At 53.8% G+C, this 22049-nt stretch carries 30 protein-coding genes and 1 pseudogene; 1 reads left to right on the top strand and 30 read right to left on the bottom strand.

Annotation, left to right across the window (positions count from 1 at the left end; genetic code table 11):
• The 7 genes and pseudogenes from stfP to FEK42_RS22045 all read right to left on the bottom strand — a co-directional run.
• Positions 1-304, bottom strand: a pseudogene (gene stfP, locus FEK42_RS22075) (protein StfP); the annotation flags it as partial.
• A gap of 3 nt (positions 305-307) precedes the next feature.
• Entirely contained in the window at positions 308-892 is a 585-nt protein-coding gene (locus FEK42_RS22070) for a YmfQ family protein (protein WP_135492000.1), read from the bottom strand.
• Complete coding sequence (locus FEK42_RS22065) at positions 883-1941, bottom strand: baseplate J/gp47 family protein (protein ID WP_135491999.1); 1059 nt, start codon at positions 1939-1941, stop codon at positions 883-885. The genes FEK42_RS22070 and FEK42_RS22065 overlap by 10 nt, the downstream gene beginning before the upstream one ends.
• The gene (locus FEK42_RS22060; protein WP_123060181.1) at positions 1928-2353 is read right to left on the bottom strand and encodes a phage GP46 family protein; all 426 of its coding nucleotides are present in this window, start codon (positions 2351-2353) and stop codon (positions 1928-1930) included. Before FEK42_RS22060 ends, FEK42_RS22065 begins: the two co-directional genes overlap by 14 nt.
• The gene (locus FEK42_RS22055; protein WP_001259079.1) at positions 2353-2901 is read right to left on the bottom strand and encodes a phage baseplate assembly protein V; all 549 of its coding nucleotides are present in this window, start codon (positions 2899-2901) and stop codon (positions 2353-2355) included. The genes FEK42_RS22060 and FEK42_RS22055 overlap by 1 nt, the downstream gene beginning before the upstream one ends.
• Entirely contained in the window at positions 2901-3980 is a 1080-nt protein-coding gene (locus tag FEK42_RS22050; RefSeq protein WP_135491998.1) for a phage baseplate assembly protein, read from the bottom strand. Before FEK42_RS22050 ends, FEK42_RS22055 begins: the two co-directional genes overlap by 1 nt.
• Positions 3977-5305: a DNA circularization N-terminal domain-containing protein gene (locus FEK42_RS22045; RefSeq protein WP_135491997.1), complete on the bottom strand. Its 1329-nt coding sequence runs from the start codon at positions 5303-5305 to the stop codon at positions 3977-3979. Before FEK42_RS22045 ends, FEK42_RS22050 begins: the two co-directional genes overlap by 4 nt.
• A 110-nt stretch (positions 5306-5415) precedes the next feature.
• On the opposite strand from FEK42_RS22045, the gene FEK42_RS22040 reads away from it, so the two are divergent.
• Positions 5416-5862, top strand: a complete 447-nt coding sequence (locus tag FEK42_RS22040) for a hypothetical protein (protein WP_135491996.1) — start codon at positions 5416-5418, stop codon at positions 5860-5862.
• Positions 5863-5894: 32 nt separating this feature from the next.
• Here FEK42_RS22040 and FEK42_RS22035 read toward each other — a convergent pair whose 3' ends face one another.
• The 23 genes from FEK42_RS22035 to FEK42_RS21920 all read right to left on the bottom strand — a co-directional run bounded on the left by FEK42_RS22035 (position 5895) and on the right by FEK42_RS21920 (position 21928).
• Positions 5895-7727 (bottom strand): phage tail tape measure protein, encoded by a 1833-nt coding sequence (locus FEK42_RS22035; protein WP_135491995.1) that lies wholly within the window; start codon positions 7725-7727, stop codon positions 5895-5897.
• A 141-nt stretch (positions 7728-7868) separates the two neighbouring features.
• On the bottom strand, positions 7869-8138 hold the full coding sequence (locus FEK42_RS22025; protein ID WP_000661054.1) for a phage tail assembly protein: 270 nt from the start codon (positions 8136-8138) through the stop codon (positions 7869-7871).
• On the bottom strand, positions 8138-8494 hold the full coding sequence (locus FEK42_RS22020; protein WP_000090997.1) for a phage tail tube protein: 357 nt from the start codon (positions 8492-8494) through the stop codon (positions 8138-8140). The genes FEK42_RS22025 and FEK42_RS22020 overlap by 1 nt, the downstream gene beginning before the upstream one ends.
• Entirely contained in the window at positions 8494-9990 is a 1497-nt protein-coding gene (locus FEK42_RS22015; protein ID WP_135491994.1) for a phage tail sheath subtilisin-like domain-containing protein, read from the bottom strand. The genes FEK42_RS22020 and FEK42_RS22015 overlap by 1 nt, the downstream gene beginning before the upstream one ends.
• Positions 9974-10144, bottom strand: coding sequence for a DUF2635 domain-containing protein (locus FEK42_RS22010; protein WP_000497751.1), 171 nt, complete (start codon positions 10142-10144; stop codon positions 9974-9976). The genes FEK42_RS22015 and FEK42_RS22010 overlap by 17 nt, the downstream gene beginning before the upstream one ends.
• Positions 10145-10152: 8 nt before the next feature.
• Positions 10153-10713 carry a hypothetical protein gene (locus tag FEK42_RS22005; protein ID WP_000779279.1) on the bottom strand — a complete coding sequence of 187 codons (561 nt, stop codon included), beginning with the start codon at positions 10711-10713 and terminating at the stop codon, positions 10153-10155.
• A complete protein-coding gene (locus FEK42_RS22000; protein WP_000213502.1) occupies positions 10710-11216 on the bottom strand; it encodes a hypothetical protein in 507 nt (168 codons plus the stop codon). The genes FEK42_RS22005 and FEK42_RS22000 overlap by 4 nt, the downstream gene beginning before the upstream one ends.
• A complete protein-coding gene (locus FEK42_RS21995) occupies positions 11191-11601 on the bottom strand; it encodes a phage head closure protein (protein ID WP_000702388.1) in 411 nt (136 codons plus the stop codon). Before FEK42_RS21995 ends, FEK42_RS22000 begins: the two co-directional genes overlap by 26 nt.
• Positions 11598-11921 carry a head-tail connector protein gene (locus FEK42_RS21990; protein ID WP_000927719.1) on the bottom strand — a complete coding sequence of 108 codons (324 nt, stop codon included), beginning with the start codon at positions 11919-11921 and terminating at the stop codon, positions 11598-11600. The genes FEK42_RS21995 and FEK42_RS21990 overlap by 4 nt, the downstream gene beginning before the upstream one ends.
• A gap of 2 nt (positions 11922-11923) precedes the next feature.
• Positions 11924-12124 carry a hypothetical protein gene (locus tag FEK42_RS21985; RefSeq protein WP_000601365.1) on the bottom strand — a complete coding sequence of 67 codons (201 nt, stop codon included), beginning with the start codon at positions 12122-12124 and terminating at the stop codon, positions 11924-11926.
• Positions 12125-12172: 48 nt separating this feature from the next.
• Positions 12173-13378: a phage major capsid protein gene (locus tag FEK42_RS21980; RefSeq protein WP_135491993.1), complete on the bottom strand. Its 1206-nt coding sequence runs from the start codon at positions 13376-13378 to the stop codon at positions 12173-12175.
• A 14-nt stretch (positions 13379-13392) separates the two neighbouring features.
• On the bottom strand, positions 13393-14043 hold the full coding sequence (locus FEK42_RS21975; RefSeq protein WP_001193633.1) for an HK97 family phage prohead protease: 651 nt from the start codon (positions 14041-14043) through the stop codon (positions 13393-13395).
• Positions 14021-15262, bottom strand: coding sequence for a phage portal protein (locus FEK42_RS21970; protein WP_001393070.1), 1242 nt, complete (start codon positions 15260-15262; stop codon positions 14021-14023). Before FEK42_RS21970 ends, FEK42_RS21975 begins: the two co-directional genes overlap by 23 nt.
• Entirely contained in the window at positions 15262-15444 is a 183-nt protein-coding gene (ymfR, locus tag FEK42_RS21965) for a protein YmfR (RefSeq protein WP_135491992.1), read from the bottom strand. The genes FEK42_RS21970 and ymfR overlap by 1 nt, the downstream gene beginning before the upstream one ends.
• Before the next feature lie 11 nt (positions 15445-15455).
• Positions 15456-17189: a terminase large subunit gene (locus tag FEK42_RS21960; RefSeq protein ID WP_000088159.1), complete on the bottom strand. Its 1734-nt coding sequence runs from the start codon at positions 17187-17189 to the stop codon at positions 15456-15458.
• A complete protein-coding gene (locus tag FEK42_RS21955) occupies positions 17186-17680 on the bottom strand; it encodes a phage terminase small subunit P27 family (RefSeq protein ID WP_000929184.1) in 495 nt (164 codons plus the stop codon). The genes FEK42_RS21960 and FEK42_RS21955 overlap by 4 nt, the downstream gene beginning before the upstream one ends.
• A 125-nt stretch (positions 17681-17805) precedes the next feature.
• On the bottom strand, positions 17806-18156 hold the full coding sequence (locus FEK42_RS21950; RefSeq protein WP_135491990.1) for an HNH endonuclease signature motif containing protein: 351 nt from the start codon (positions 18154-18156) through the stop codon (positions 17806-17808).
• A 273-nt stretch (positions 18157-18429) separates the two neighbouring features.
• On the bottom strand, positions 18430-18927 hold the full coding sequence (locus tag FEK42_RS21945) for a KilA-N domain-containing protein (RefSeq protein WP_021543214.1): 498 nt from the start codon (positions 18925-18927) through the stop codon (positions 18430-18432).
• A gap of 191 nt (positions 18928-19118) precedes the next feature.
• Complete coding sequence (locus tag FEK42_RS21940; RefSeq protein WP_021543213.1) at positions 19119-19493, bottom strand: hypothetical protein; 375 nt, start codon at positions 19491-19493, stop codon at positions 19119-19121.
• Between the two features lie 38 nt (positions 19494-19531).
• Complete coding sequence (locus FEK42_RS21935) at positions 19532-19999, bottom strand: lysis protein (protein ID WP_021543212.1); 468 nt, start codon at positions 19997-19999, stop codon at positions 19532-19534.
• Positions 19983-20459: a glycoside hydrolase family protein gene (locus tag FEK42_RS21930; RefSeq protein WP_094323786.1), complete on the bottom strand. Its 477-nt coding sequence runs from the start codon at positions 20457-20459 to the stop codon at positions 19983-19985. The genes FEK42_RS21935 and FEK42_RS21930 overlap by 17 nt, the downstream gene beginning before the upstream one ends.
• Positions 20460-20462: 3 nt before the next feature.
• Positions 20463-20798 carry a phage holin, lambda family gene (locus FEK42_RS21925; RefSeq protein ID WP_094323787.1) on the bottom strand — a complete coding sequence of 112 codons (336 nt, stop codon included), beginning with the start codon at positions 20796-20798 and terminating at the stop codon, positions 20463-20465.
• A 77-nt stretch (positions 20799-20875) separates the two neighbouring features.
• Positions 20876-21928 (bottom strand): site-specific DNA-methyltransferase, encoded by a 1053-nt coding sequence (locus FEK42_RS21920; protein WP_094323788.1) that lies wholly within the window; start codon positions 21926-21928, stop codon positions 20876-20878.
• Positions 21929-22049 lie beyond the last annotated feature (121 nt).

Below are 22049 nucleotides of genomic sequence, written 5' to 3'. Positions count from 1 at the left end.
CTTCTCCCAAACCAAGGTTTTCGAGAGCCGTTTGCACAGTGCCATCCGATTTGATATCGCCAAACGGATTCTTGCGGCTTAACAGCAACGCACGAAGCGCGGTAAGCAACTGGTCGTTTCGCCCCTTCTCCAGGCTGGCACCGGATGCCTCCACCACGCTGCAAAGCTCCTCCTGCAACATGTCAAAGTAGTCATCATCCAGATCGGTGGCAGGCGTGCCGGTCTGGGGGTTACCACGGGTAAAACCGTTCTTACCCGCGCCGAACTTATCCTTCTGCGCGGTTTTCGTGTCTATACGATGCATGGATTACTCCGGATATTTAAAAATTACGTAGGTATGCGACGGGCAGAGTTTGTTAAGCACACACTCGACAACGGTGTCGCCCCAGATACGCAGTGCGGAATCACAGGGATCGCCACATGTCATCCAGGTGGTGTTGGTGGCGGCTGGCATGTTGACCTGCCAGTAATACCGCCATTCCGGCGCATTCACCGCGTCAGTGCAGGCCGATGAGCATGTGAAGGTGCTTTTATCGTATCGCGTGATGGTGGCGTCTGGTCTGCCCAGGGCAGCAAGCTGTGCAAGGTAAAAATCCTCATTGATGCCGCCTGCCAGGTTAACCTTCGCATCCAGCCGTTGCTGACGCTGGCGAAGGGTCTGTGTCCCTGCGGGAATACATTCATCCGGCAGACCGCACAGACGCTCCCAGCGGTTTATCAGTTCAGTGGTAGTGCGCGGGTCCAGCTCCCGCATCAGGGCATCCGCACGCTGATGAACGCGGGTTAATGACGGTGCCGCACCGGCAATCGCCGGATCGTTGGCTGACCACACCGGACCGGGGGGCAACAGTGCCGACAACAGACGGATGTAATCATCGTTTGTCACGTCCATGAAATCGTCCCCAGAACCGCCAGTTCATTTTTTGCAATGGAGATATTGTCCGCCGGTGCAAGCAACTGATGGCTGTATTCCCCGTTCGCACCGGAAATCGCTTCACTGATACGCGACACCTTCAGTTCTCCCTGCGGATAACCATCACGCAGCAGGAACGAACGCAACTCCGCAGTAATGGCGGCTCGTATTTCTGGTGTGTCCGGCGTCACGCGGATATGAAAATCCACCGTATGTGCCACCGGCCTGAATACATACAAATCAGAGCCTGCCACCGGGGCCAGTGGCCCGATATGTTGTCTTGCTGCCGTTTCCGTTGATTCTTCCGGAATGGGATTAATCAGGTCACTGCTGGCAATCATCACACCGACAGTTCCCGTTCCCATCCAGTGACGGTATGTCCATGCGCGGGTAATGCCGGGCACTTCTTTAGCCCAGACGACATAGTCCCCGTCAGCCCCGCCCTGAGGTGTCCAGTAATACCGCTCAATGACGCGGGCGCGCCACGTTTCCAGCTCTTCAGTATCAAATCCACCTGTCAGGGTATCTGCCACGCCGGAAGACGGCAGACCATTCACCGGCGTGACCAGGATTAATGACGTACCGTCGTCAGCGTTACCGACCGCGCCTGCACTTGAGCAGGCGATCGGCACGCGCAGGACACCACCGGAGCTGGTTGCATCGGCAGTTGCCGTGTACTGAACCAGGTCATCGCGCTGAATAACACTCCCGGCGGTCACCTTCAGGCCATCGCTGACGCCTTCCCAGCGCATATACCCGCTGGCAGCTGTGGCACCCTTGCGCGGACACCGTTTCATCGCAGCATGTCGCGCCAGCCAGAACTCATCGCACAGGTCAGGCAGCATGTTCATTGCCAGATAATCGATGTACCCGTAAACCGTATGCAGCGCCGCCGCATACACCTTTGCCCGCACGTCTTCATCCATGCGCCGGAGCGTGTCGCTGACGTCCAGCCTGGCGAATAAATCGTTACGGAGCATACTGATATTTTCTGCCAGCGTCGGGCGCTGAAATTCACTGTCCGCCATGCGTTATCGCACTCCACAGATCATCAAAAGAAATCATTACCGGTCCGTCACGACGCCAGAGGGTGATACTGTTACCCAGCTCATTAATCCCGGTGCGGCGGATATCCAGATCAATACGGGACACCACGCCGTCATCAATCATCCATTGCAGGCATTCGCGGATATATCCCCTTACCGTCTGCACCAGCTGATTGGTCAGTTTGCTGCGCTGAAGCAGCCACAGTCGGGAGCCGTAACGGTCATTCTGTACCGCAGGCCAGGAATCCCCCCACCATCCCATCGGGACGTCGGCGTTGTCATCAGGCTCCGCCCGCCGCCAGGTAAACAGGGAAATCACCACGGCGCGGGTCAGCGGATCCAGCGGTGCGCTGGCGCAGGTGCGTTTACCGTTCACCGTCAGCCACAGTTCCATCATGCCTCCATCGCTTTATCAGGTTTATCGGTGTTACTGCCCTGACCGTTCTCTCTGTGACGATGGCCGTTATAGGCAAGCCGCATCGCTGACATGGTGGTGCCGCCGGAGTCGCACAGGTCTTTCACCTGTCCTGTCACTTCCAGGTCCATTTCAAAACGTGCTTCAGGTGCATTGCGAAACGTGATCGTTTTACCTGCACCGTCCACCACGATCCCCTCCCGGGTCAGCGTCACGGACTGCCCCTGATCGTCATAGACCGCCACCTCACCCGTCTGCAGCCCTTTCAGGCGGTAGCGCCGGTCCGACACCGTAACAACCACCGCATGAGAACGGTCACCATCCGGAAACAACACCACTGCTTCCGCACCGCTGTTTGCCCTTGCGGTAAAACCGTAGGGTTCAAGATGTTCAACCCCGGCTTTAGGTTCACCGGCAATCAGGGACACATCCACGGTCTGACATTTCGTGGCGGCACTGATGCTTTTCACCACTGCCCGCCCAATCAGGCCGAGGAGTTGTCGCTGCATGGCTTCAATCGTCCTCATCAGAACGGGTCCTCCTGTACTCTGGCTTTTTTCTTTTTCCGCGCGCCGGGGGCTTCGGGTTCAGGCAGATAAGCATCAGGTGGGCCGACACGGATTTCCGTCAGGGTGCCGTTCTGGTCCTGAGTAAACGTGACTTCCGAGACAAGCAGTTCGGTATTGTCGAAACCACAGACCGGATCGAAGACAATCACCCGCTGGTTGGGCTGCCACAGCGTACCGTTACCCTGTCGCCAGCCCTGCACCACATAGGTGGTTTCATCCGTCCGCGCCGCCCGTTGTCGGGCTTCAAAGTCAGCACGCGCAATACAGCCTGCCCCCGTGGCCTGCCCTGTCTGCCTGATATACATCGGACGGTAACGGGCAATAAATGCGTCCTCTGTGCGGGCCCGCAGCGCGGTGGTGGTGGCCTCACCGAAATCATCGTCGTTTCCGGCACGCTGCCCCGCCACCTGGTAAACTGAAAACCGCTCCCGGATACTCTTCTCCGTATCACAGGAAAGGATGTTTTCCCCAAGTACCAGCGCGGTATGTGCCCGCGTTGAGCCAATACCGCCAATCACCAGCCTGCCGTGCGGGTCGTCATAAGCCAGCGCCTGCTGCTGACCGAGTATTTTGTTGATTACCTCAATCACCGTTTCACCGTGATCAGGCTGGACTTCAGGAATAACACCCGACGGCGCACCGCTGTTCACCACCTCAATGCCGAAAGGCGCAGCAAGCGCCTGCGCAATCTGTACCAGCGATCGTCCGTTAAACTGTGTCGGTTCGGCTGCACAGTCAATCAGGTCAGCGGTCAGACTGCGTCCGGCAATACCGGTGCTGACCGAACGGGCATCGTAACGAACGGGCGTCGCCTCCACCCAGCCGGTGATCACCAGCTCATCACCAATCAGCACCTCCACTTTTGAACCGTTTTTAATGCGCGGCTGAAGCGTGGTGATACCCTCATCTCCCGGCCACTGGCGGGTGATCTCCACACTGAAATCCCGCGCCAGTCGTTCAACACCGGCACCGATGCGCACCGATGTCCAGCCATTCCACTCCCGGCCATTTACCCGTAGCGTGACGTTATCGTTCATTGCACTGGCACCTTCAGAGGGATCACCGGCACAAAGCCGGGATGCGTAATGGCATTACGCCGGATAATGTCCGCGTCACGCGCCGCGTTATCAAACCAGGTCGCCGCCAGCACCAGCGCGGGTAAAACCTCATCCGGCGTGCGCTGAATGATCCGTGCAGACTGTTCAAGGCGCGTGTTGATATCCGCATTCAGATCTGCTTTCACCCGGCGCAGCGCCAGAAACAGCGCATCACTGGTTGTACGGGACAACTCCTTATCAATTGCCGTATTCAGTGTGTCGCGAATGTCAGTCAGTTCTTCCCACGTCGGCAGATCAACCGTGTTTTTCACCGCCGGTGCATTGTTCAGTGCCGGATGCGTGACGGAAGGCCAGCCGGTGCTCTGCGCAGCTGTTGTTGCCTGCCCCACTGCGGCATTCTGCATCACCGCGGAAGTTGTTGGCGCAGGCAATCGGGTGACGGCATACGCCGCTTCGCTGATTGCGGTCGTACGAAGGGTGCTGGCAACCACGTTACGCTGCTGCGTCGCCGTAGCGGTGGTTTTACTGTCCGTTTTCCAGACGCCGCGCGGTTGCAGATCGCTGCCGAGGCTGACACCGGAAAGCGTTTTGATCATGGTGACCAGGTCGCTGGCGTTACCATAAAGACGTTTCCCGGTACGCCACATTTTCTGCACCTGCTCAACGAAATTTTTGCCTGACGATGGCGGCGGCAGAAGTACCGAGATATCCCCCTGCAACAGCCTGGCGGCATCCGATACGGCAGAATCCACCACTTTCATCGCATCAGAAACATACTCCAGCATTGTGCCGGCATTACCGACGACGTCGTTCTGCACAAAATCTGCCACGCCATCGATACTGAAACCACTGAAACTGTCACTGATGCAGTCATCCAGTGCAGAACAGGATGACATCAGCGTCTGCGCCGTCGCCGCACCTGATGTGGGGTAAGAGAGTTCTCCCGCTTCGACAAACTTCAGGTCAAAGCGGACAATACGCCCTTCACTCTTCGATGTGCTGACCCGAACCTCCCCGTCAACACAGACTTTCAGCTCACCGTATGTCGGATGGACAAGCGTGCCGGGACCGGGTTTATTCAGCGCGTCAATCAGGCGATCGCGCTGGTCAAAGCAGTCATCGCCCACCACATAAGCCGTGATGGACGGGCGGAAAGTGATTTTTCCCAGGTCTTCGGTATAGGGTTTGTCGCGGTTCGGGTATTCGTGTGTTTCCACACGACGGCCGGTTCCCGCACTTTCTTCTTCAACCTTAAACGACACACCGCGAAATGACGCGTCCTGAAGTCTGTCTTTCCACGTCATATAAGTCCCATATTTATTATCAGTAGTAATATTTACTGGTAATGCCATAATTTGTAGTGGTAGCCATTACCATTTGTAACCATATAAATTATTAGCATTAAGGTGATAACATGAAGAAATTATTAAAATGGATTTTATATATTTTCATCGGGTTGGTGATTATTGGATATTTTGCAGGCAATAACGATAAAGGCTCTAATTCTTCATACTCATCCGATACGGAAGCTGCGGCACCGCAAAAAGAAATCTACAACACTACTGCTCGACAGCTGTTTAAAGAGTATGAAGAAAATGAAGTCGCTACCGATGAACAGTTAAAAGGTAAATTAATCGCCGTTAGAGGTATCGTACAATCCATTGATAAGGACTTTACTGACTCTATAATTATTAAATTCAGAACTGAAAATGAATTCATGCCAGCAAGAATGGAGATGCAAGACTCTGAAAAATCAACAGCTGCTGCTCTTAAAAAAGGAGAACAGGTAGCTGTTATTTGCGAAAAAATGTCCAGAATTGTCGGCTCCCCATCAGGCCGAAATTGCGTGTTCGCACAGTAAGTTCAGGGAGGGGCGGCCCTCCCTGTTCGTCTTTACCTAAATCTGGTGTACCCAACATCGTGATTAATATCAATGCTACTGGAACGTGTTTCCGTAACCCGCATACCCGGAGGCGAATTCACAAAAGATACCTTGATCTCACCATCAACTTTTGGCGCAGAAGCTTTGTTAATCATGAAGGGATTCGGGCCTGTGGCATCGGAGGCGTTGTTTGACTGAGCCGGATCCACCGCCGGATAAGGTATGTATCCCCGCGCCGGTATTCCCGTCCCATAAGCATCATAAGCACCCGCGCCCCACTGCGCAGAGTTAATGGCATCGACTGTGTCACCGGAACTGTCGGTAAACCACTCAATAATTGGCTTCAGCTTGTCCCACATATCCTGAAACCACTTAACAACCGGCCCCCAGTTATTGATCACCATCCCCAGCGGCGACCAGGCAAAAACTTTCTTAAGGAGTTCCCAGCCAGCTTCAAAATAAGGACCAATGGTTTCCCAGAGTTTCTTAAAATAAGGTCCGACAACATCCCAGTTAGTGATAATTAATCCTGCAGCCAGGGCTATCGCCGTCGCAATCATGCCAATCGGCGTCATCGACATGATCCTGCTGACAATACTGATGGCACCGCCAACGCCCATCAATCCCAGTTTCAGAATCGCAAGACCGGCAGCAAGCCCGACGACACCGCGAATAACCCGGGGATTTTCATCCGCAAACTTCGTGAATTTCTCCCCCAACTCCCCCAGCCATTGCGTGATATTTTTAGCGTCACCAGAAAATGCGCCGCCAATAGCCGCAAGGCCGTTAGTTGCGGTCCCTGTCATTGCCTCCCACAGGTTGGACAGCGTACCAAGCTGTGCCTGAACACGTTTATTCAGGCTGGCCTGTTTATTCATCTTCTGCTGGATCTGATCGTAGCCATCTTTTCCTTTATCGATCAGCGCATTGACCACCTGAAGGGTTTCGGCATCATCACCAAATATTGCCTTAAGTACACCGGTTCGCTTAACGTCGGTCAGTTTTCGCAGCTTTGCCAGTTGCCTGAACATGTTATCAAGACCGCCAAAACTCCCTTTGCCATCAGTAAAATCGAGCTGTACCCCGAGTTTCTGGCGGGCCATGATTTTATTGACGTCCCTGATTTTCTTAACGCTTAATCCGGACTGGATAACTTTTCGCAGGGCATTACCTGCCGACTCCCCGTTCATCCCCATCTGATCCATCATGACACTGATGGGGGCAAGACTCTGTGCAGCCTGAAGACCGTCCTTATTCACCATCTTCAGAACAGAGCTGGTTTTAGTGAAGAAGGACAGCATGTTGGTGTCGTCAACGCCCAGATAAAACGCCTTCTGAATTGTGTCGAACAGCCCCATCATGTCTTCTGAGGCCGTTCCGGTAGCATCCTGCATCTTTGCTGCAAACTCGGCAGCCGCTTCCGGTGTTTTTTTCAGTTGTACCGCAAGATAAGCTGTCGCTTTACCCACACCACCCAGAATGTTTTCTGCCGGGATCCCCTGACGCACCAGCATCTGCATCATGTTCTGGAAATCAGCCGTTGTACCGGGTAGCTGGTTACCCAGGCCAATAGCCAGTTTATTGATGTCCTGAAAGCTCTTTCCAACCTCGCCGTTCGCATCCATCATGGCGACTTTCAGCCCGGTGGCGGCGTTTTCCTGATCGGCATAAGATTTCAGGGAAAGCGTCAGACCCGCTGCCAGTCCGCCACCAAGCGCCAGCCCACCCTGTGACGCTTCTTCCGCCTGGCGTTTAAATCCCCGGATTTTCTTTTGCATTTTCGACAGCGCGGGAGAAAGCCTGTCGACACCGGTGATCAACGCCTTAAGCTCAAATTCAGCCATGTGTGCGTTTCTCCTGCTCTATCCTGTTTGCCTGACTGACCAGTAAGGGAATTTCACTGATCGGCATATTCAGCAATTCGAAAGGATTAATGCGCCAGTAACTGGCGCAGTCAAAGAAGCGATCAGTGAGGTATTCAGCCGTCAGGCCTGGAGGAAAAAACCGGCCACAAGCCACGCCGCTGCATTCAGGTCTGCCGGAGACATCTGGTCGACAGAGCTTTGCGGCACTTTCGCCAGCCGCACGATGTATTTCGACACCACATGCGCCAGAAGTCTGACGGACTCATCCTGATTCATCTGGTAGGGATATCCCAGCTCGCGGACATCTTTCCCGGTGGGCTCATCAAACTCCAGTACGGAGAGTGTCTCGCCATGAGCGGTAATCGGTTTCTTTAACTCAAGCTCTTTCATTACTGGTAATCCCCTTCTTCACCGTGGAACTCAAGATCAACCGTGCCTTCTTCGGCATTATGGTTCGCTTCGCCGTGCAGCCAGGCAGACGACAGTACATAGACCTGACCGTTCGCCAGCTCGGCAGTGATTGTCATCTCATCAGACGAGGTGATTTTGTTCACCGGAAAATTCTTCGGCACCTTGAAGGTCCCTTTGACATAAGGCGCACGGTGAGTTTCCTTGCGGTCCACTGAGCCGTCCAGGCCGATGATGTCATCATTGACCGTCCTGTTCATGGGCACCTCAATGCCGCCGGTCAGCGATAGCTGCTGACCGTCAATTTTGAAATAACAGGTTCCCCCGATACGGGCCATTATGCAGACTCCTCTGAATACTGAAGACGGAACTGGTTAACCACGGCAAAGACACGCAACTGGTTAACATAGTCAGGCGGGAACAGCGTGTTCAGGCGGTTCTGATCGCTGGCATCACGCTCCACAACCAGGTACTGCTTGAACAGTTCGTAGTTTTCCACGATCCCCGCACGCTCGAGCTGACGGTAGGTTGCCAGCAGTTCCCCTTTGATCACCGCCGGGGTGACAATCGCCTGACCGGGACCAAAGCGGGTACCGTCACTGGCAAGCTTGTGACGCCCGTACTTACTGGTAATGACGGATTTCAGTTTGCGCAGTACATACGCGCTGGTATGCAGCGTCTCGCTGTCGAGGTAGCTGTTATCCGCAACCCCGTAAGCGTTTTTCCTGTACGTGGTGACATCACGCTGAATGCGCAGTACCCCGCTTTCGACATACGCCGTTGCCACGCCATGAGACAGCAGGGTCTGTTGTTCGGTCATCGTGAACCGTTTCCCCTTCGGCGCAGGCAGCATACCCACCAGCTCACCGGTCTGCGTGGGACGTGCCGGATCGTTGCGGATAAACACCGCTGCGCGGGCGGTACGGCTTGCCGCCAGCTCGTCGGCAGGCGTCTGGGTGTCTTTTTCGTACCCCGCCAGGGTAATGTGCTGCTGGTTAAACTGGTCACCTGCGGTCACCAGTTCTGACAGCGTGCCGATCTTTGCCGTATACACATGACCATACAGCTGACGCGCATAGCTCCAGCGACCGCTGGTATCGTTCATCTCGGTCACCAGCGTGTTAACGGAGGCCGTGTCGTTGAACGGCAGACCGATATAATCAAACGGCTCATCCGCCATTGCAGCCACCGCGCCGGTGAGAACCGGAGCGCCCGTTCCGGCGGTCCCCGTCGCCACGGCAATCTGTACGCCCGCTGGCAGCACTTCGCCCCCACCGAAGCCGTAGTAATTGAGGCTGACAGGAATTTCATTCCCGCAAAGCCCCTTATGACGCGCGGTCAGCGTGACAACACCAGCCGAAGATGAAGCTGTAAACGGCAGAGTCGGAACGGCATTGATGGCATCTTTGATACTGCTGGCAATCGTCGTGACGTTATCGCCGTTGGTCACCGGAGCCTGCACGCGGGTACGTCCCACATAGACATTCACCGTGCCGCTTTCGGTTGCTTCCCCGGTCACCGTCAGCGTAACCGTTGCCGCCGCGCCTGTGGATTCAGGAACGGCAATCACATACAGCTCGCCAAACGGGTCAGTCTGGCGATAAGCCTCGACCATACGCGCCAGCTGACTTCCCGCACCACAAATCTGGCGTGCATAGTCTGCCGACGGCATCAGTACCAGACTGTTGGCAACAATCTCTGCACCGTTATTGGCATGACCAATCAGCAGCGATGCTCCACTGTCCTGTGCAGTATTCGCCGCCGAGTTATCCATTTCCGCATAAAACAACGGAACCAGCGTATTCGACGGAATGGTGTTAAAGCTTATCGTCATCGGTATTCACCTTTTTATTCACGCGCCGGATATCACCCGCTGCTTCACGGCGCAGCCAGTAGTTGTTCTCGTCAACATTTCGCCCTTCGGCGGGCAAAAGGTCGCCGCGGGCAGGGTCAGGAACTGACCGCCCTTTAACAGGTTTGACAAACATGAGGATCCTCAGGAAGGAAGGGTTATTTCGGTGTGATGTTCGATATCGCCGTCAGGCCCGTTACCGGGCTCGAGATAATCAACATCAATCGCCAGCGTTTGCAGTTCATCCAGACTGTTCAGATCATCCTGCTGGCGGGTATCGTCTTCGGTCAGCTCGCTGATGACCGAAAAATCGAACTGATAAATCAGCTCATGACGATTCAGATCCAGCAGCGTGCCGCCGTCATAGGTAATCGGGTTACCGCACGCCTCCGGGTTCCAGCCCAGCAGAGCCTTAAAGAGCATCTGCCGGACATCGTCCACCACATCATACGAGGCAAACTGACCGCGCTCATCACGCCCGTTACTCAGTATGACAACCACGGAGAAACCCTCTTTCAGCTCCTGCCAGTAGTCGGTCTGGCTTTTGTTTTCTCCCGGAGAATCATCACCCGGTACAACATATGCCGCCGGGAGTTTCAGCTTTCCGACCTCCGGCAGATTTTTGAACTGGGCCGCGCCTGCGACCCGGTTTTCAAAATACGGACAGCGGGCACGCAGTGCAGCAATAACAGGCGTCAGTTTCATCTGTGTCGTCGCTCCGGCTTCAGTGATTTACGCAATTCCCGCGCCAGAAAATAGCGTGTCCAACTGCGGTTCTTTTCAAGCGTTTCCACCATGAAGTTATTACGTGGAGCCAGTCGCCAGCCGCTGCCACCGGATGCACCACGATGATGGCTGCGACGACGCTTTGCCCCTCGCCTCACGCCATAGAACAAAAAAGCCGGATAAAAATCACCGGTGATACGGCGGTTTCCCTCTCCATTACGCTGGTTAGGGGCTATACGTGCCATAAAACCAGGGCGATGTTTACTGGCTCTGGGTACCATGTAACCAATCGAACGAGCCAGGCGTCCGGTCTGATAACCGGGGTTTTCACCCGGTGCCGACCGCGCACGGCGCATCACCAGCCGACGGGCATCACGCATATGACGCTGACCAATCGTGACAAACGCCCGCCGGACACGGGCGCGGTTAAAGCGCATCTCCGCGGGCTGCTGAAAATCAACGTGCAAAAAGGAAGTCGTCATTGTTGCCTCCGTGACTCTGCCTACATTCGCCCAGCTCCGTACACTCCAGCAGCAGAAAACGCCGCGCCCCGTTCAGATCGCGCTGACGTTTCACCCGGTACACACTGTCACCGCAGACCACCTCATAATCAGCGGTGATCCCCCGGCGGTAACGAATGGTGATGTAATGGGTGATGGCGTCCCCGGTCTGCGCGGTTTCCTGCCAGGTGGTGGCACTGGTCTGGATAACCTTCGCCCATGTCCGGAACGTAACCGGGTATTGAGGCTCCACGCCAAAGTTATCCGCGGGCATATCCACCCGCAGGCGGATCAGGACGCGTTTATTCAGTTCGCCGGGGTCCGGCAGAATGTAGGTTGCACTGGTCTGCGCCTGACGAATTTTCATTGCGGAAAGTACCTGTACGGGCCGACAAGCCAGCCAAAACTCTGCGGCATGTCGAGTTTCTCCACTTCCGTAACCGACGAGCGGTTTTCGTAAAAATGGCTGATAAGCATCAGCATCCCCAGACGAATATCATCCGGCAGGTGCAGCCCGTCCGGATCGCTGTCCGGAATGGTTTCATCCGGTGCATAGAGCTTCCGGTTCAGATACGTTTCCGTCCGCTTTTGTGCCGCACAGGCCAGCAGTTGCAGATGGCGGTCATCAGTATCGAAATCCTCATCCAGCCGGAGTTGGGCTTTAATCTCTTCCATTGTCAGAAGCATACTCAGCCCTCTTTACTGGTCGTGGCTTTTTTCTCTTTTGTCGCTTTACTGCTTTTTGCACTGGTTCCGCGCTCTGCTAACCCGGCCTGAAGTGCAATCTCCTGCACCCGGGCAGGAAGCGCCCCGTCGTCATACTCACCGGCCCGAATGACCTCAACACGCATACCGTCCGGTGACCATTTCAGATCTTGTTTCAGGATCATGATTCTTCACCCTTCAGAACAGGGGCGCGGTTCAGCGCCCCTGAGTGATTACGCCGCTGCAATCTTCAGCAGTTTGATGGCCTGCGAATCGACCAGCATCCCGCCGGTGCGCTTGGTGGTATAAAAACCGACAAACGGTTTATTGGTGTACGGGTCGCGCAGAATGCGGGTGCCGATACGGTCAACGATGGTGTAACCCCGTTTGAAGTTGCCAAATGCAATGGCTTTCGCATCAGCGGCGATATCCGGCATCTGTTCGTTTTCAGCGATACCGTAACCCGCCAGAGAGGACGGCTGCCCCAGCTCCAGCCCCGGACGCCACAGATAGTTACCCTCGCTGTCTTTCAGCAGACGGATGGCAAACAGGCTGTTGTTGTTCATCATGAACTTCGCGCCAGTGCGGTGTGCCTTACGCAGCGTGTAAATCAGTTTGATAATGGCGTCTGCGGTCACCGTCGTCGCTTCGCCGGATACAATATGCTGAAGTTTGCCGAACGCCCGGACCTTATCGGTTTCATCGGTGGATTCATACGCCAGGAACCCTTTTGGCTTCTTGGTACCATCGCCGGAGGTAAAGGCAATTTCTTCCTGTTCGGCAAATTCGGTTGCCAGCTCGCTGTTGATCCAGGCCTCCACGTTGAAGAAAGCATCATCCAGCATTTTCTGGGTGGCCTGCGGGTTACCGTAGATTTCCCCCATGAAAGGTTCAATCAGTCCCAGTTTTGAGGTGGCAGTCTGGGAGCGCGCGTCAGTCTCGCCCACCCATCCGGAAGCCGTGCCGCCCAGATTCACCAGTTTTTTGTAGTCGGAACCGCCAACGGTGATCACCGTGGCTTCCTGGCGCATCACCACTTCATCTTTCAGCAGGGTGAGAATGTTGCGATCCAGTGCTTCCGGCACGGCATAGCCGCCGTCTTCATCGGTGCCCACCTGTAATGCCTTGCGCTCCAGATCGCGCAGACCATCTTCACGGCCTTTACGCAGGAAGCCCACAAACGCTTCTTTATGCTCGGTGGCCAGTTTATTTTGCGTACCACCTGCCGGACGTTTCAGCTCAAGCAGCTCTTTTTCAATATCGCTTTTGAGATTTTCCAGCTCGCTGAGTTTCCCGTTCAGGGTTTCCACCTGCCCGGCAAGTTTGCCTTTTTCCTGCTCAATCGCATCCACGCGCTTGTCGTTCTTTGCTTTGAAGTCGTCAAACTTCTGCTGCAGCTCCTGCGCGACCTGTTCGACATCTTTAATATCAACCGCCATCGTATTTCTCCTGATTAGAAGTTCAGATTTTTCAGTGCATTCAGTGCAGAGCCCACATCCTCAGCGTCGCGCAGGGACAGTGCGCCATAGCCCCCGGCCATGAATGCTTTGGCCTGGGTACGGGAGAGTCCGACATCACGCAGGACTCTTTCGATTTTTTTCTGTTCGGGGATTTCCCCGCGGGCCAGCGCGTTCTTGACGTCGCTAATCCGCGCCTCGTCGTTAGACGGAAACGTCACCAGACTGACTTCCCAGAGGTCGATTTCTTTCAGCAGAAAGGCTTCTTTCGTCCGGTCATATTCCCAGTCCTTCAGGACGTACCCAATAGAAAGGCCGGTTAACGAACCGGCCTTCATGTGTGCATGTGCGCGTTTTGCCAGGGGATCATCATCAATGAGCAACCGCCCCCTGACGTAAAGCCCGACATCGTCTTCCTTCATTTCGGTGTAAACACCGATGGGCTCATCCATGCGGTGCTGCCAGAGCAGCGCAGGCAACGCTTTTCTGTCACTCCACGCCCGCAGGGAAGCAGCAAATGCCCCGGACATCACCACATCATCGTGGCTGTCTTTTACACCAAAGACGGAGCCATACCCTTCAAACTCACCGGAGTCACTGACAGATTTCAGACTCAGCGGTACATCAAGACGTTGTTTCGTCTGCATTGGCGTTATCCTTCTGCTTACCGGCTTTACTGCCATCGGAGGGTTTCGTGGTCATGTTCATCGGTGTGAGATAGACATCACCACCGGGACGCGGATTCATATCTTCCAGGTCGCGGCAGTCATTGGGAGAGTAAATTCCCCAGTTGATCCCGGTGGCGTAGGCTTCAAAACGGGACTTCATATCCCCGCGCAGTAACGCCCCGGCGTTAAATTTGGCGTAATAAACGCCCTGCTTACTTTTTCGTACCAGTCCGGTGTTGATCCGCTGTTCGATGCGGGTCAGATACGGCACCAGTGAATAGTTGATAAATCCGAGCCCCAGCTCTTCGATATTGTTGAAGGTGGCGCGATCGGTGTTCTGCACCATGTGCAATGGCACACGGAACAGACGACAGATTTCTTCAAGCTGAAACTTGCGGGTTTCCAGGAACTGGCTGTCCTCTGCGTTCAACGCCATCGACTTCCAGTCCAGCCCCATCTCAAGGATCATCGGGCGGTGAGCATTGCCAAGCCCGGTGTGACGCTCCTCAAAATCTTTCTTCAGGCGCTCATAAGCCTGATCCGACAGCGTCTGCTCTGTACGCAACACACCCGACGTCACCGCGCCATTGCTGAACAGTCTGGCCCCGTGCTCTTCGGTCGCTGCCGCCAGCGATATTGCCTCGCGGGCATAGGCGATGGGATTCAGTCCCACCAGGCCGTCCAGCGTCAGCGTGCGCACATGCCAGATATCCTCCTGGGTCAGCACATCCGTGGAGCCGTCCGGGAATGTGACCTGATAGACCGGCTCCCAGCTACTGTTAAGCTTCGGTACCACACAGCCAGGATCGACGGGCAGCAGTTCAGCCACTTCGCCAAATGCTTTCACTTTGTAGGCGTAAAAGTTTCCCCTCAGGCACAGACAGGTGACCACCAGCTCCCAGAACTCCTGCGGCGTCATATATCCATTGGGATGCGTGGAGATCAGCTTATGCAGACGTTCGCCGGTGGCTCTCTGTTTCAGGCTGCCGTTCAGGTGATACAGATTGCAGGGCAACATCCCGACCGACTCTGCCAGCACCCTGACGCAGGAAAAAACCGCCGTCAGTCGCATGGCCCGCTGGCTGCTGATCTGCTTTCCGGTATAGGTGTCGTATGACAGCCCGATAGCATCCGCCAGCTCTGCTGGCGTGGTCACCGGCGCGTCACTTTTTCGTTGAAATAATCCCGAAAAGAACACTATTTACCTCCGCCGACAGACGGCTGTGTACGGTCGAGATATCGCGCCACCAGCCACGACCAGAACAGGCACAGCACCCCGGCAACAACAAAACCCGCCGGGGGATAAATCAGCCAGGCACCATACGCCAGCAAAAGCGCACCCAGCACGCCCACCAGCGGCGCGAAAATCAGCATGATCATAATTACCTCAGTTAAAGCGAGCGGATCCCGTAGGACTCAATGTGATCAGACAGCGTGTCTTCTTTCTCGTACAGCATGGCTCTGCCAACCGCCATAATCAGCGCAACTGCACCATCGATTTTGTTTTCCGCCTGCTCTTTGACGGGTTTCACCACATCATCGTTACCCGGAATGGTTTTGCCGACCACGTTGCCGATACACCAGGTCATGATGGGATTGCCATCATGATGAAAGCGCCCCGATTCAATTGCCGCTTCCAGCTCTTTCATCGGGTCGGACATGTTGGTGTAGTTCTGAATGATAGTGATGGGGTTCAGGTCTTCATCAGCAAGGTCATGTGAGAGCCCGGTCGCCCCGAAGGGGTCGATGGGTGACTCGCTGACCGGGCTGATTTTGTTCGCCGCTTTGGCCTCTTCGAGGATGTAGCGATAATCCACCTCAGCACCATCGGTAACGGTCAGGACGCCCATTTCCACCCATTTCTGAAAGCGTTCGGCTGTCCGGCGATCTTCATTTTTCTCGACGCTGTACACCGTGTCATACGGTACCCAGAAACGCGGGGCCACACTGTAGTAATGCGTTTTACCGTCAATCTCGCGGGTATAAAGTCGCGCCATGCTGTTCATATCCAGTTTACGCGCCAGGTCAAAGGCCAGAATGCACGGCTGCCCCTCGAATTGCTCAAGAGTCAGTGATTTATCCTCACAGCTCTGCCAGCTCACCAGGTTGAAATACGCCGAACGCGCCGACACCCAGATATTGAGGTGTTTTGTTTTAAAGACGTTTGCCAGACGGGCGTTATTTTTCGCACGCTGCTGCTGACTTAACAAAAATTCGCGATAAACCGACACGCCAATATTTGGATTGGCTTTTTCCAGCACCTGCGGGTCGGTCCAGTCGTCACCTTCATCAACGGTATAGATGATCCCGAACAGTTCATCGTTGGGCACCGAGCCGTTGAGCATCTCGATGACTTCCCGCCGCTTGTCGTAGCACGGCCCCTCAATGTTGTACCCGGCAGTGGTGATGGCCCACATCAGTGGCTGACGTCGCGCCCCCATCCCGGTAAGCATCGTGGTGTAAAGCGCATCGGTGGCGTGCTCGTGATATTCATCCACCACCGCACAGTGGGGTGATGAACCATCACCGGGGTTACCGATCAGCGGTTCAAACCGCGCGCCATCCTCCGGACGGTTCATGTTTGAGGCGTTAACCTCAATCCCGAACGCTTCCGTCAGCATTGGTGTGCGTTTACACATCAGTCGCGCCGGACGAAAGACTTCCCACGCCTGTTTCTCTGTCGTGGCACCGGAATACACTTCCGCGCCAAACTCGTTATCACAGGCAAAACAATACAGGGCAACACCGGCAGAGATTGCCGATTTACCGTTCTTACGGGGAATTTCGGTATACACCTCCCGGAAGCGGCGCAACCGGGTGCCTTTATTGACCCAGCCAAACGCACAGCAGATCACAAATAGCTGCCACGGCTCCAGCGTGATGGGCATCCGTTTAAATGCCCACTCACCCTTGGTGTGCGGCAACAGCTGAATAAATTTGGCGGCCCGTTCAGCCAGGTCCTTGTCGAAGCGGTAACGAAACGACTTACTTTTTTCCGCCATCAGGTCATCAAGATGGCGCTGGCAGGCCTGAATCACAAACTGGCAGGCAACAATCTTTCCGCGCACGACATCCCGGGCATACTGATTTGCAGCATTTACGTTGGGGTAAGATTTCCGGCTCATGATTCGATAATTTTCAGAAACGGGTTAGTGGCTTTCTTCTGCCCCGCCAGGCCAATCAGACGCTGGCGGCTGCTGGGGTCGAGTCCGAGCATTGCCCCCGTACTGCTCATCTCGGACTCCTGTTCTTTTTTGGCGGTCAGCTCCGGATTTTTGACCATGCCGCCCATTGCACCGGTGATGGTGTTGCCCTGTCTGGCAATATTTTTCACGGCACGTCGCCAGAACTCATAGGCTACGCACCACCGCTCAAGCACTGCGAGGTCAGTCACGCACAGCAGGCCCTGACCGCAGAGTTCTTTGGTTGTCAGTTGCCACATGATCGTGGCGAGAGGGAGCTCTTCTTCAGCGAACCACTCCGGTGGCTCAACACCTTTGATGGGCGTAAAAACGGGTTCATCTTTGTTCAGGGCTCGCTTGCCGGGGTTTCCGGCCAGCGCCTTGCGCGCCGTTGGCTTGGGGCGACGCCCGGAACGCCCCGCCGTTCCAGCCATATGCGGCACTCCTGGTTAAATTTCATTTTTCGCGGGTATAAAAAAACGATGGGGCGGGCAGTCCGGAAGACGTCAGGTCACAGGGATTTGACCCGCCCCTCCCCTCAGACAGTTGAGAATTATTATCACTTTAACCGTTCACGGGCCGTCTTCGCCTTATGGCACGGCCAGCACAGACTCTGCAGATTACTGTCAGCATCAGTGCCGCCATGCGCTTTAGGGATGATGTGGTCAACAGTTTTCGCCTCACGCACCACACCAGAACGCAGACATAACTGACACAGGCCTTTGTCACGCTTCAGGACACGCGCGCGGATACTGTCCCACTTCGAACCGTAGCCGCGCTGATGACGGGATTGTCCTGGCTTGTATTGCTTCCAGCCTTCGCTTTTGTGGCTTTCGCAGTAGCCTGACGGGTCTGTGGTGGTATGGCGGCAGCCACGAACACGGCAGGCTCTGGGGATTAAGGCAGGCATGATAAATCGACTCGTTTAACTCTTCTCTGTCTACAACGCAAATCACAAACTCCGCATTCTTCCCTCCATTAAAACTGAATATTGAAGAGGGATTATGAAAAAAGATTATTTAATCAATCTGATAATCAATATCTTACTTAAGATGATAATAAAGCTTTGCGCAAATTGGATATTGGAACACTTCCACATATGGTTGAACCATCTGCTGTCTTACATGAGCTGACACTGTTCATCCGCACACGAGTGGTGTGGTAGGCATATTGATTCGAGCGCTTATGAATGCAGCCCGGGTATTGTGAGCTGCAGCTGGGTAGCCAGGTTACTAATTTCAGCCATCAGAACTGGCTTGGTGTAACGCCAAGCAGCCAGTCCCTGCCCGCAAAAGCTCGCCATATCTTTCTTCTGATCAAACTCGTGACACTTCATATTGAGCTGTGCACTTAAGCTGCTGCGATGCTGAAGCTCTCCGGTGAAGTAGTCATCGAGGACTTTATAGGCTGCATATTTAAATTCAGGGTTTAGCCATGCTGCGTAATCATAAGCAACGAACTTTCCTCCATAAGTTCCACCGTGCACACCGCGTTCCGTAAAAACCACAGATTCGTGGTTTTTCTCCAGCTCAGCCAAGAACTCTTTGGTCTGCTTGTTTCGCAGGTAGTGGTACGGCGATTCAGATTCACTTTTACCACTAGCTTTCCACATGTCAGTGAGGCAGATCATTCCTGATTCATCAACACGGATCGGTGTATTAAAAAGCGTGATTGCTTTCATAGCGCTATTACCTTTTAGAAAATTGAGCCTGCCCCACAGAAAAGCCGCCCCGAGATGGTCGCCACCATATACGGCAGTTCTCAGGCTCAACTTTCTGAAAGGCTCGGGTGATAATGTGCGCGTGGGGTGCGCAGTGAAATTCAGATGTGAAAAAGCCCCGCTAAAAGCGAGGCCATAAATCACTTGATATCTTACTGAGGACGTTGAAGAAATCCGTACTGAGCGAGTGTCAGAACAATGTCATAAGACCCTTGCCTGTCTTTATAGCAAGTTTTATCAACTAACTCAGCTTTGCTGATTCCGGGCAAATCAAGAATCAGATTCGCAACTTCAATTGCCCTTTGGTACAACTTACCGACCTTTCTCTCCCCATGCTGTGGTTTTACATTCTTCAGATAACCGCTATCCGTCAGAGCGAGAAACGTTGCCCTTGGGCATCCTTTCTTTCTTGCCGATTCGCTTTCTGTAACCTCAGCGACTGCAGCCTCCCATGCATCACGAGGGGATAATGAATTATCAGCAACCAAATAATAAGCAATTAAAGCAGCGCGCGCGTATTGAGACATAATGCATCCATATACAAAAATCTTATGGTAAGACTTTTCTAATATGAACACTGTGATCTCACATACTCTTGCAGGCCATTCAATTGGTTAGTTATGGTTTCAATGCGCTCTCTGAGAACGAAATAATCCCGTTGAGCGGTGTCAGTAAGTCTGGGGCTGGAGCCATCATCCACGCCGGAGGCGGCGGTGATTTTATGCATGTCGGGACAGACTGCTTTGACGCGCAGCCACTTACGGCCAGCAGAAACATCAGCACGGAGACTTTCGATAGTCGCGTTAGCATCAGCAAGCTCCTTTGTATATCTGGCGTCAAGTTCTGCTACGTCACGTTGACGCTTCTGCATATCAGAGAGCGTCGCCATAGCCGAATCTAATGCCATTGCGTTTTCGTCGCGCTGCTTTTTGTATTCAATGGCTTTATTGTGGTAATGATTCGCTGAAAAGATAAAAGAACCAATGACAGTAACGAAGAAAGCAGCGATAACCAACTTATAGCTCAACTTCATTTACCACCCCACCAGCCTCTTTAAATCGGGCAATCAGGTCACCGATTTTATGTTCATACTGACCGTAACCAGCGCCCGGCAGTGAAGCCCAGATATTGCTGCAACGGTCGATTGCCTGACGGATATCACCGCGATCAATCATCGGTAAAGCGCCACGCTCTTTAATCTGCTGCAATGCCACAGCGTCCTGGCTTTTGGGGGAGAAGTCTTTCAAACCAAGCTGTTTACGGTAAGCATCCCACCAACGGGAAAGAAGCTGATAACGTCCGGCAGCTGTTGATTTAAGTTTCGGGTTTAGCGTGACAAGTTTGTGAGGGTGATCGGAGTAATCAGTAAACAGTTCACCACCAACAATAACGTCATAACCGTGGTTACGTGTCGGTTGTCGCCCGTTATCCGTTCCTTCTGACCATGCCACCATATCGAGGAAAGCTTTACGCTGGGAATTTAGTGCCTGCATAAATTACTCCTTAGAGCCACCAAACTTGTTACCGATTACTCTCATTGCAGCCCCACGAATTGCATCGACCCCGATCAGCCCCACCCCACCACCAATGGCAACAGAAAGCGATTTAGGCCATCCGACATACTCAAGCGCGGATGCAAATGTCAGCGTCAGAGCGCCACAGAGCAAAATTTCGAGTGATTTTCGTTTCCAGCCGCCACCACCACCAAAATAGGCAATACGCAAACCAGCCATAACAATCGACATAATCACTGCGCCCAGCGGCGTATCTCCACGCCACCAGCTCTGGAACAACTCCAGCCAGTCCGGCCAGGTATTTGGGTTATGAGGCATTTCGTCATCTCTCACCTCGCGATTATTTGCGGGTGCTGTGTTGGAAATAAAAAGGCCAGGCAACGTGGCCACCAGAATTATTTCCCCACCAGTTCACTTACCTCTTTCACCGTCTGGTTAAACCGATCTGACTCAAGCTCAACACCTAACGCCCGACGCCCCAGCGCCATTGCTGCTTTTATTGTGGAACCGGATCCCATAAAGAAATCAGCAACCAGATCGCCTGGTCGACTACTGGCATTGATTATTTGCCGGAGCATATCCGCAGGCTTCTCACACGGATGTTTACCCGGGTAGAACTGAACGGGTTTATGCGTCCAGACGTCGGTATAAGGCACGGAAACTGATACGGAGAAATAGCGCCGGAGAGTTTTAAACTCATCCAGCAATTCAGAATATTTGCGATTCAGTGAATCATAAGATGCCACCAGCTGGTGGTGTGGTTGTTCCAGTTGTTGTTCCTGAAACTTCTCTGCCGCTATACGGGAAAACAGTGCCTGCAACTTCCGGTAGTCAGCCTCATTCGGCAACTGCCACTGACTGGCACCAAACCAGTGGGAAACCATATTTTTCTTACCAGTGGCTTCGGCAATCTGTTTTGCCGTTATACCCAGTTCGGCACGAGCATCCCTGAAATACGAAATCAGCGGTGCCATTATGTGCTGTTTGAGTTCCCTTTCTTTTGCCGCATAGCCGTCACTTTTGCCGCAATATGGCCCCTGGTAATGTTCAGCAAACAGAACACGCTCTGTGGCGGGAAAATATGCGCGCAGACTTTCTTTATTACACCCGTTCCATCGTCCGGACGGCTTCGCCCAGATGATATGGTTAAGCACGTTGAAACGTTCACGCATCATGATCTCGATATCAGATGCCAGGCGATGTCCACAGAACAGGTAAAGGCTTCCGGCAGGTTTCAGCACCCGCCAGAACTGGGCCAGACAGTGGTCCAGCCACTTCAGGTAATCTTCGTCCCCTTTCCACTGATTGTCCCAGCCGTTGGGCTTCACTTTGAAGTACGGCGGATCGGTAACAATCAGATCAATGGAGTCATCAGGCAGGGACTGAATAAAATGCAGGCAATCAGCGTTGATTAAATCAGCACTGTTTATTTTTACAGTATTTTTCATGGATCAGTAAGCGTAACTCTGGTAGGCTCACTCTGCTTTTGCGCTAAAGCAGTGGGCCGAGGTTCGCTTGTGACCAGTAAGCATGAGCGAATGGCTGGCAGGTGCTACCAACACCCACCAG

The sequence above is a fragment of the Escherichia sp. E2748 genome, assembly GCF_005781125.1.
In the GTDB taxonomy this organism is placed as follows: Bacteria; Pseudomonadota; Gammaproteobacteria; order Enterobacterales; family Enterobacteriaceae; genus Escherichia.
This window is presented reverse-complemented; position numbering and strand designations above follow the sequence as displayed.

Excerpts from the sequence above, each read along its gene's own strand:
- FEK42_RS22070 (WP_135492000.1), bottom strand. The coding sequence starts at position 892 with ATGGACGTGACAAACGATGATTACATCCGTCTGTTGTCGGCACTGTTG.
- FEK42_RS22065 (WP_135491999.1), bottom strand. The coding sequence starts at position 1,941 with ATGGCGGACAGTGAATTTCAGCGCCCGACGCTGGCAGAAAATATCAGT.
- FEK42_RS22060 (WP_123060181.1), bottom strand. The coding sequence starts at position 2,353 with ATGGAACTGTGGCTGACGGTGAACGGTAAACGCACCTGCGCCAGCGCA.
- FEK42_RS22055 (WP_001259079.1), bottom strand. The coding sequence starts at position 2,901 with ATGAGGACGATTGAAGCCATGCAGCGACAACTCCTCGGCCTGATTGGG.
- FEK42_RS22050 (WP_135491998.1), bottom strand. The coding sequence starts at position 3,980 with ATGAACGATAACGTCACGCTACGGGTAAATGGCCGGGAGTGGAATGGC.
- FEK42_RS22045 (WP_135491997.1), bottom strand. The coding sequence starts at position 5,305 with ATGACGTGGAAAGACAGACTTCAGGACGCGTCATTTCGCGGTGTGTCG.
- FEK42_RS22040 (WP_135491996.1), top strand. The coding sequence starts at position 5,416 with ATGAAGAAATTATTAAAATGGATTTTATATATTTTCATCGGGTTGGTG.
- FEK42_RS22035 (WP_135491995.1), bottom strand. The coding sequence starts at position 7,727 with ATGGCTGAATTTGAGCTTAAGGCGTTGATCACCGGTGTCGACAGGCTT.
- FEK42_RS22025 (WP_000661054.1), bottom strand. The coding sequence starts at position 8,138 with ATGAAAGAGCTTGAGTTAAAGAAACCGATTACCGCTCATGGCGAGACA.
- FEK42_RS22020 (WP_000090997.1), bottom strand. The coding sequence starts at position 8,494 with ATGGCCCGTATCGGGGGAACCTGTTATTTCAAAATTGACGGTCAGCAG.
- FEK42_RS22015 (WP_135491994.1), bottom strand. The coding sequence starts at position 9,990 with ATGACGATAAGCTTTAACACCATTCCGTCGAATACGCTGGTTCCGTTG.
- FEK42_RS22010 (WP_000497751.1), bottom strand. The coding sequence starts at position 10,144 with ATGTTTGTCAAACCTGTTAAAGGGCGGTCAGTTCCTGACCCTGCCCGC.
- FEK42_RS22005 (WP_000779279.1), bottom strand. The coding sequence starts at position 10,713 with ATGAAACTGACGCCTGTTATTGCTGCACTGCGTGCCCGCTGTCCGTAT.
- FEK42_RS22000 (WP_000213502.1), bottom strand. The coding sequence starts at position 11,216 with ATGACGACTTCCTTTTTGCACGTTGATTTTCAGCAGCCCGCGGAGATG.
- FEK42_RS21995 (WP_000702388.1), bottom strand. The coding sequence starts at position 11,601 with ATGAAAATTCGTCAGGCGCAGACCAGTGCAACCTACATTCTGCCGGAC.
- FEK42_RS21990 (WP_000927719.1), bottom strand. The coding sequence starts at position 11,921 with ATGCTTCTGACAATGGAAGAGATTAAAGCCCAACTCCGGCTGGATGAG.
- FEK42_RS21985 (WP_000601365.1), bottom strand. The coding sequence starts at position 12,124 with ATGATCCTGAAACAAGATCTGAAATGGTCACCGGACGGTATGCGTGTT.
- FEK42_RS21980 (WP_135491993.1), bottom strand. The coding sequence starts at position 13,378 with ATGGCGGTTGATATTAAAGATGTCGAACAGGTCGCGCAGGAGCTGCAG.
- FEK42_RS21975 (WP_001193633.1), bottom strand. The coding sequence starts at position 14,043 with ATGCAGACGAAACAACGTCTTGATGTACCGCTGAGTCTGAAATCTGTC.
- ymfR (WP_135491992.1), bottom strand. The coding sequence starts at position 15,444 with ATGATCATGCTGATTTTCGCGCCGCTGGTGGGCGTGCTGGGTGCGCTT.
- FEK42_RS21960 (WP_000088159.1), bottom strand. The coding sequence starts at position 17,189 with ATGAGCCGGAAATCTTACCCCAACGTAAATGCTGCAAATCAGTATGCC.
- FEK42_RS21955 (WP_000929184.1), bottom strand. The coding sequence starts at position 17,680 with ATGGCTGGAACGGCGGGGCGTTCCGGGCGTCGCCCCAAGCCAACGGCG.
- FEK42_RS21950 (WP_135491990.1), bottom strand. The coding sequence starts at position 18,156 with ATGCCTGCCTTAATCCCCAGAGCCTGCCGTGTTCGTGGCTGCCGCCAT.
- FEK42_RS21945 (WP_021543214.1), bottom strand. The coding sequence starts at position 18,927 with ATGAAAGCAATCACGCTTTTTAATACACCGATCCGTGTTGATGAATCA.
- FEK42_RS21940 (WP_021543213.1), bottom strand. The coding sequence starts at position 19,493 with ATGTCTCAATACGCGCGCGCTGCTTTAATTGCTTATTATTTGGTTGCT.
- FEK42_RS21935 (WP_021543212.1), bottom strand. The coding sequence starts at position 19,999 with ATGAAGTTGAGCTATAAGTTGGTTATCGCTGCTTTCTTCGTTACTGTC.
- FEK42_RS21930 (WP_094323786.1), bottom strand. The coding sequence starts at position 20,459 with ATGCAGGCACTAAATTCCCAGCGTAAAGCTTTCCTCGATATGGTGGCA.
- FEK42_RS21925 (WP_094323787.1), bottom strand. The coding sequence starts at position 20,798 with ATGCCTCATAACCCAAATACCTGGCCGGACTGGCTGGAGTTGTTCCAG.
- FEK42_RS21920 (WP_094323788.1), bottom strand. The coding sequence starts at position 21,928 with ATGAAAAATACTGTAAAAATAAACAGTGCTGATTTAATCAACGCTGAT.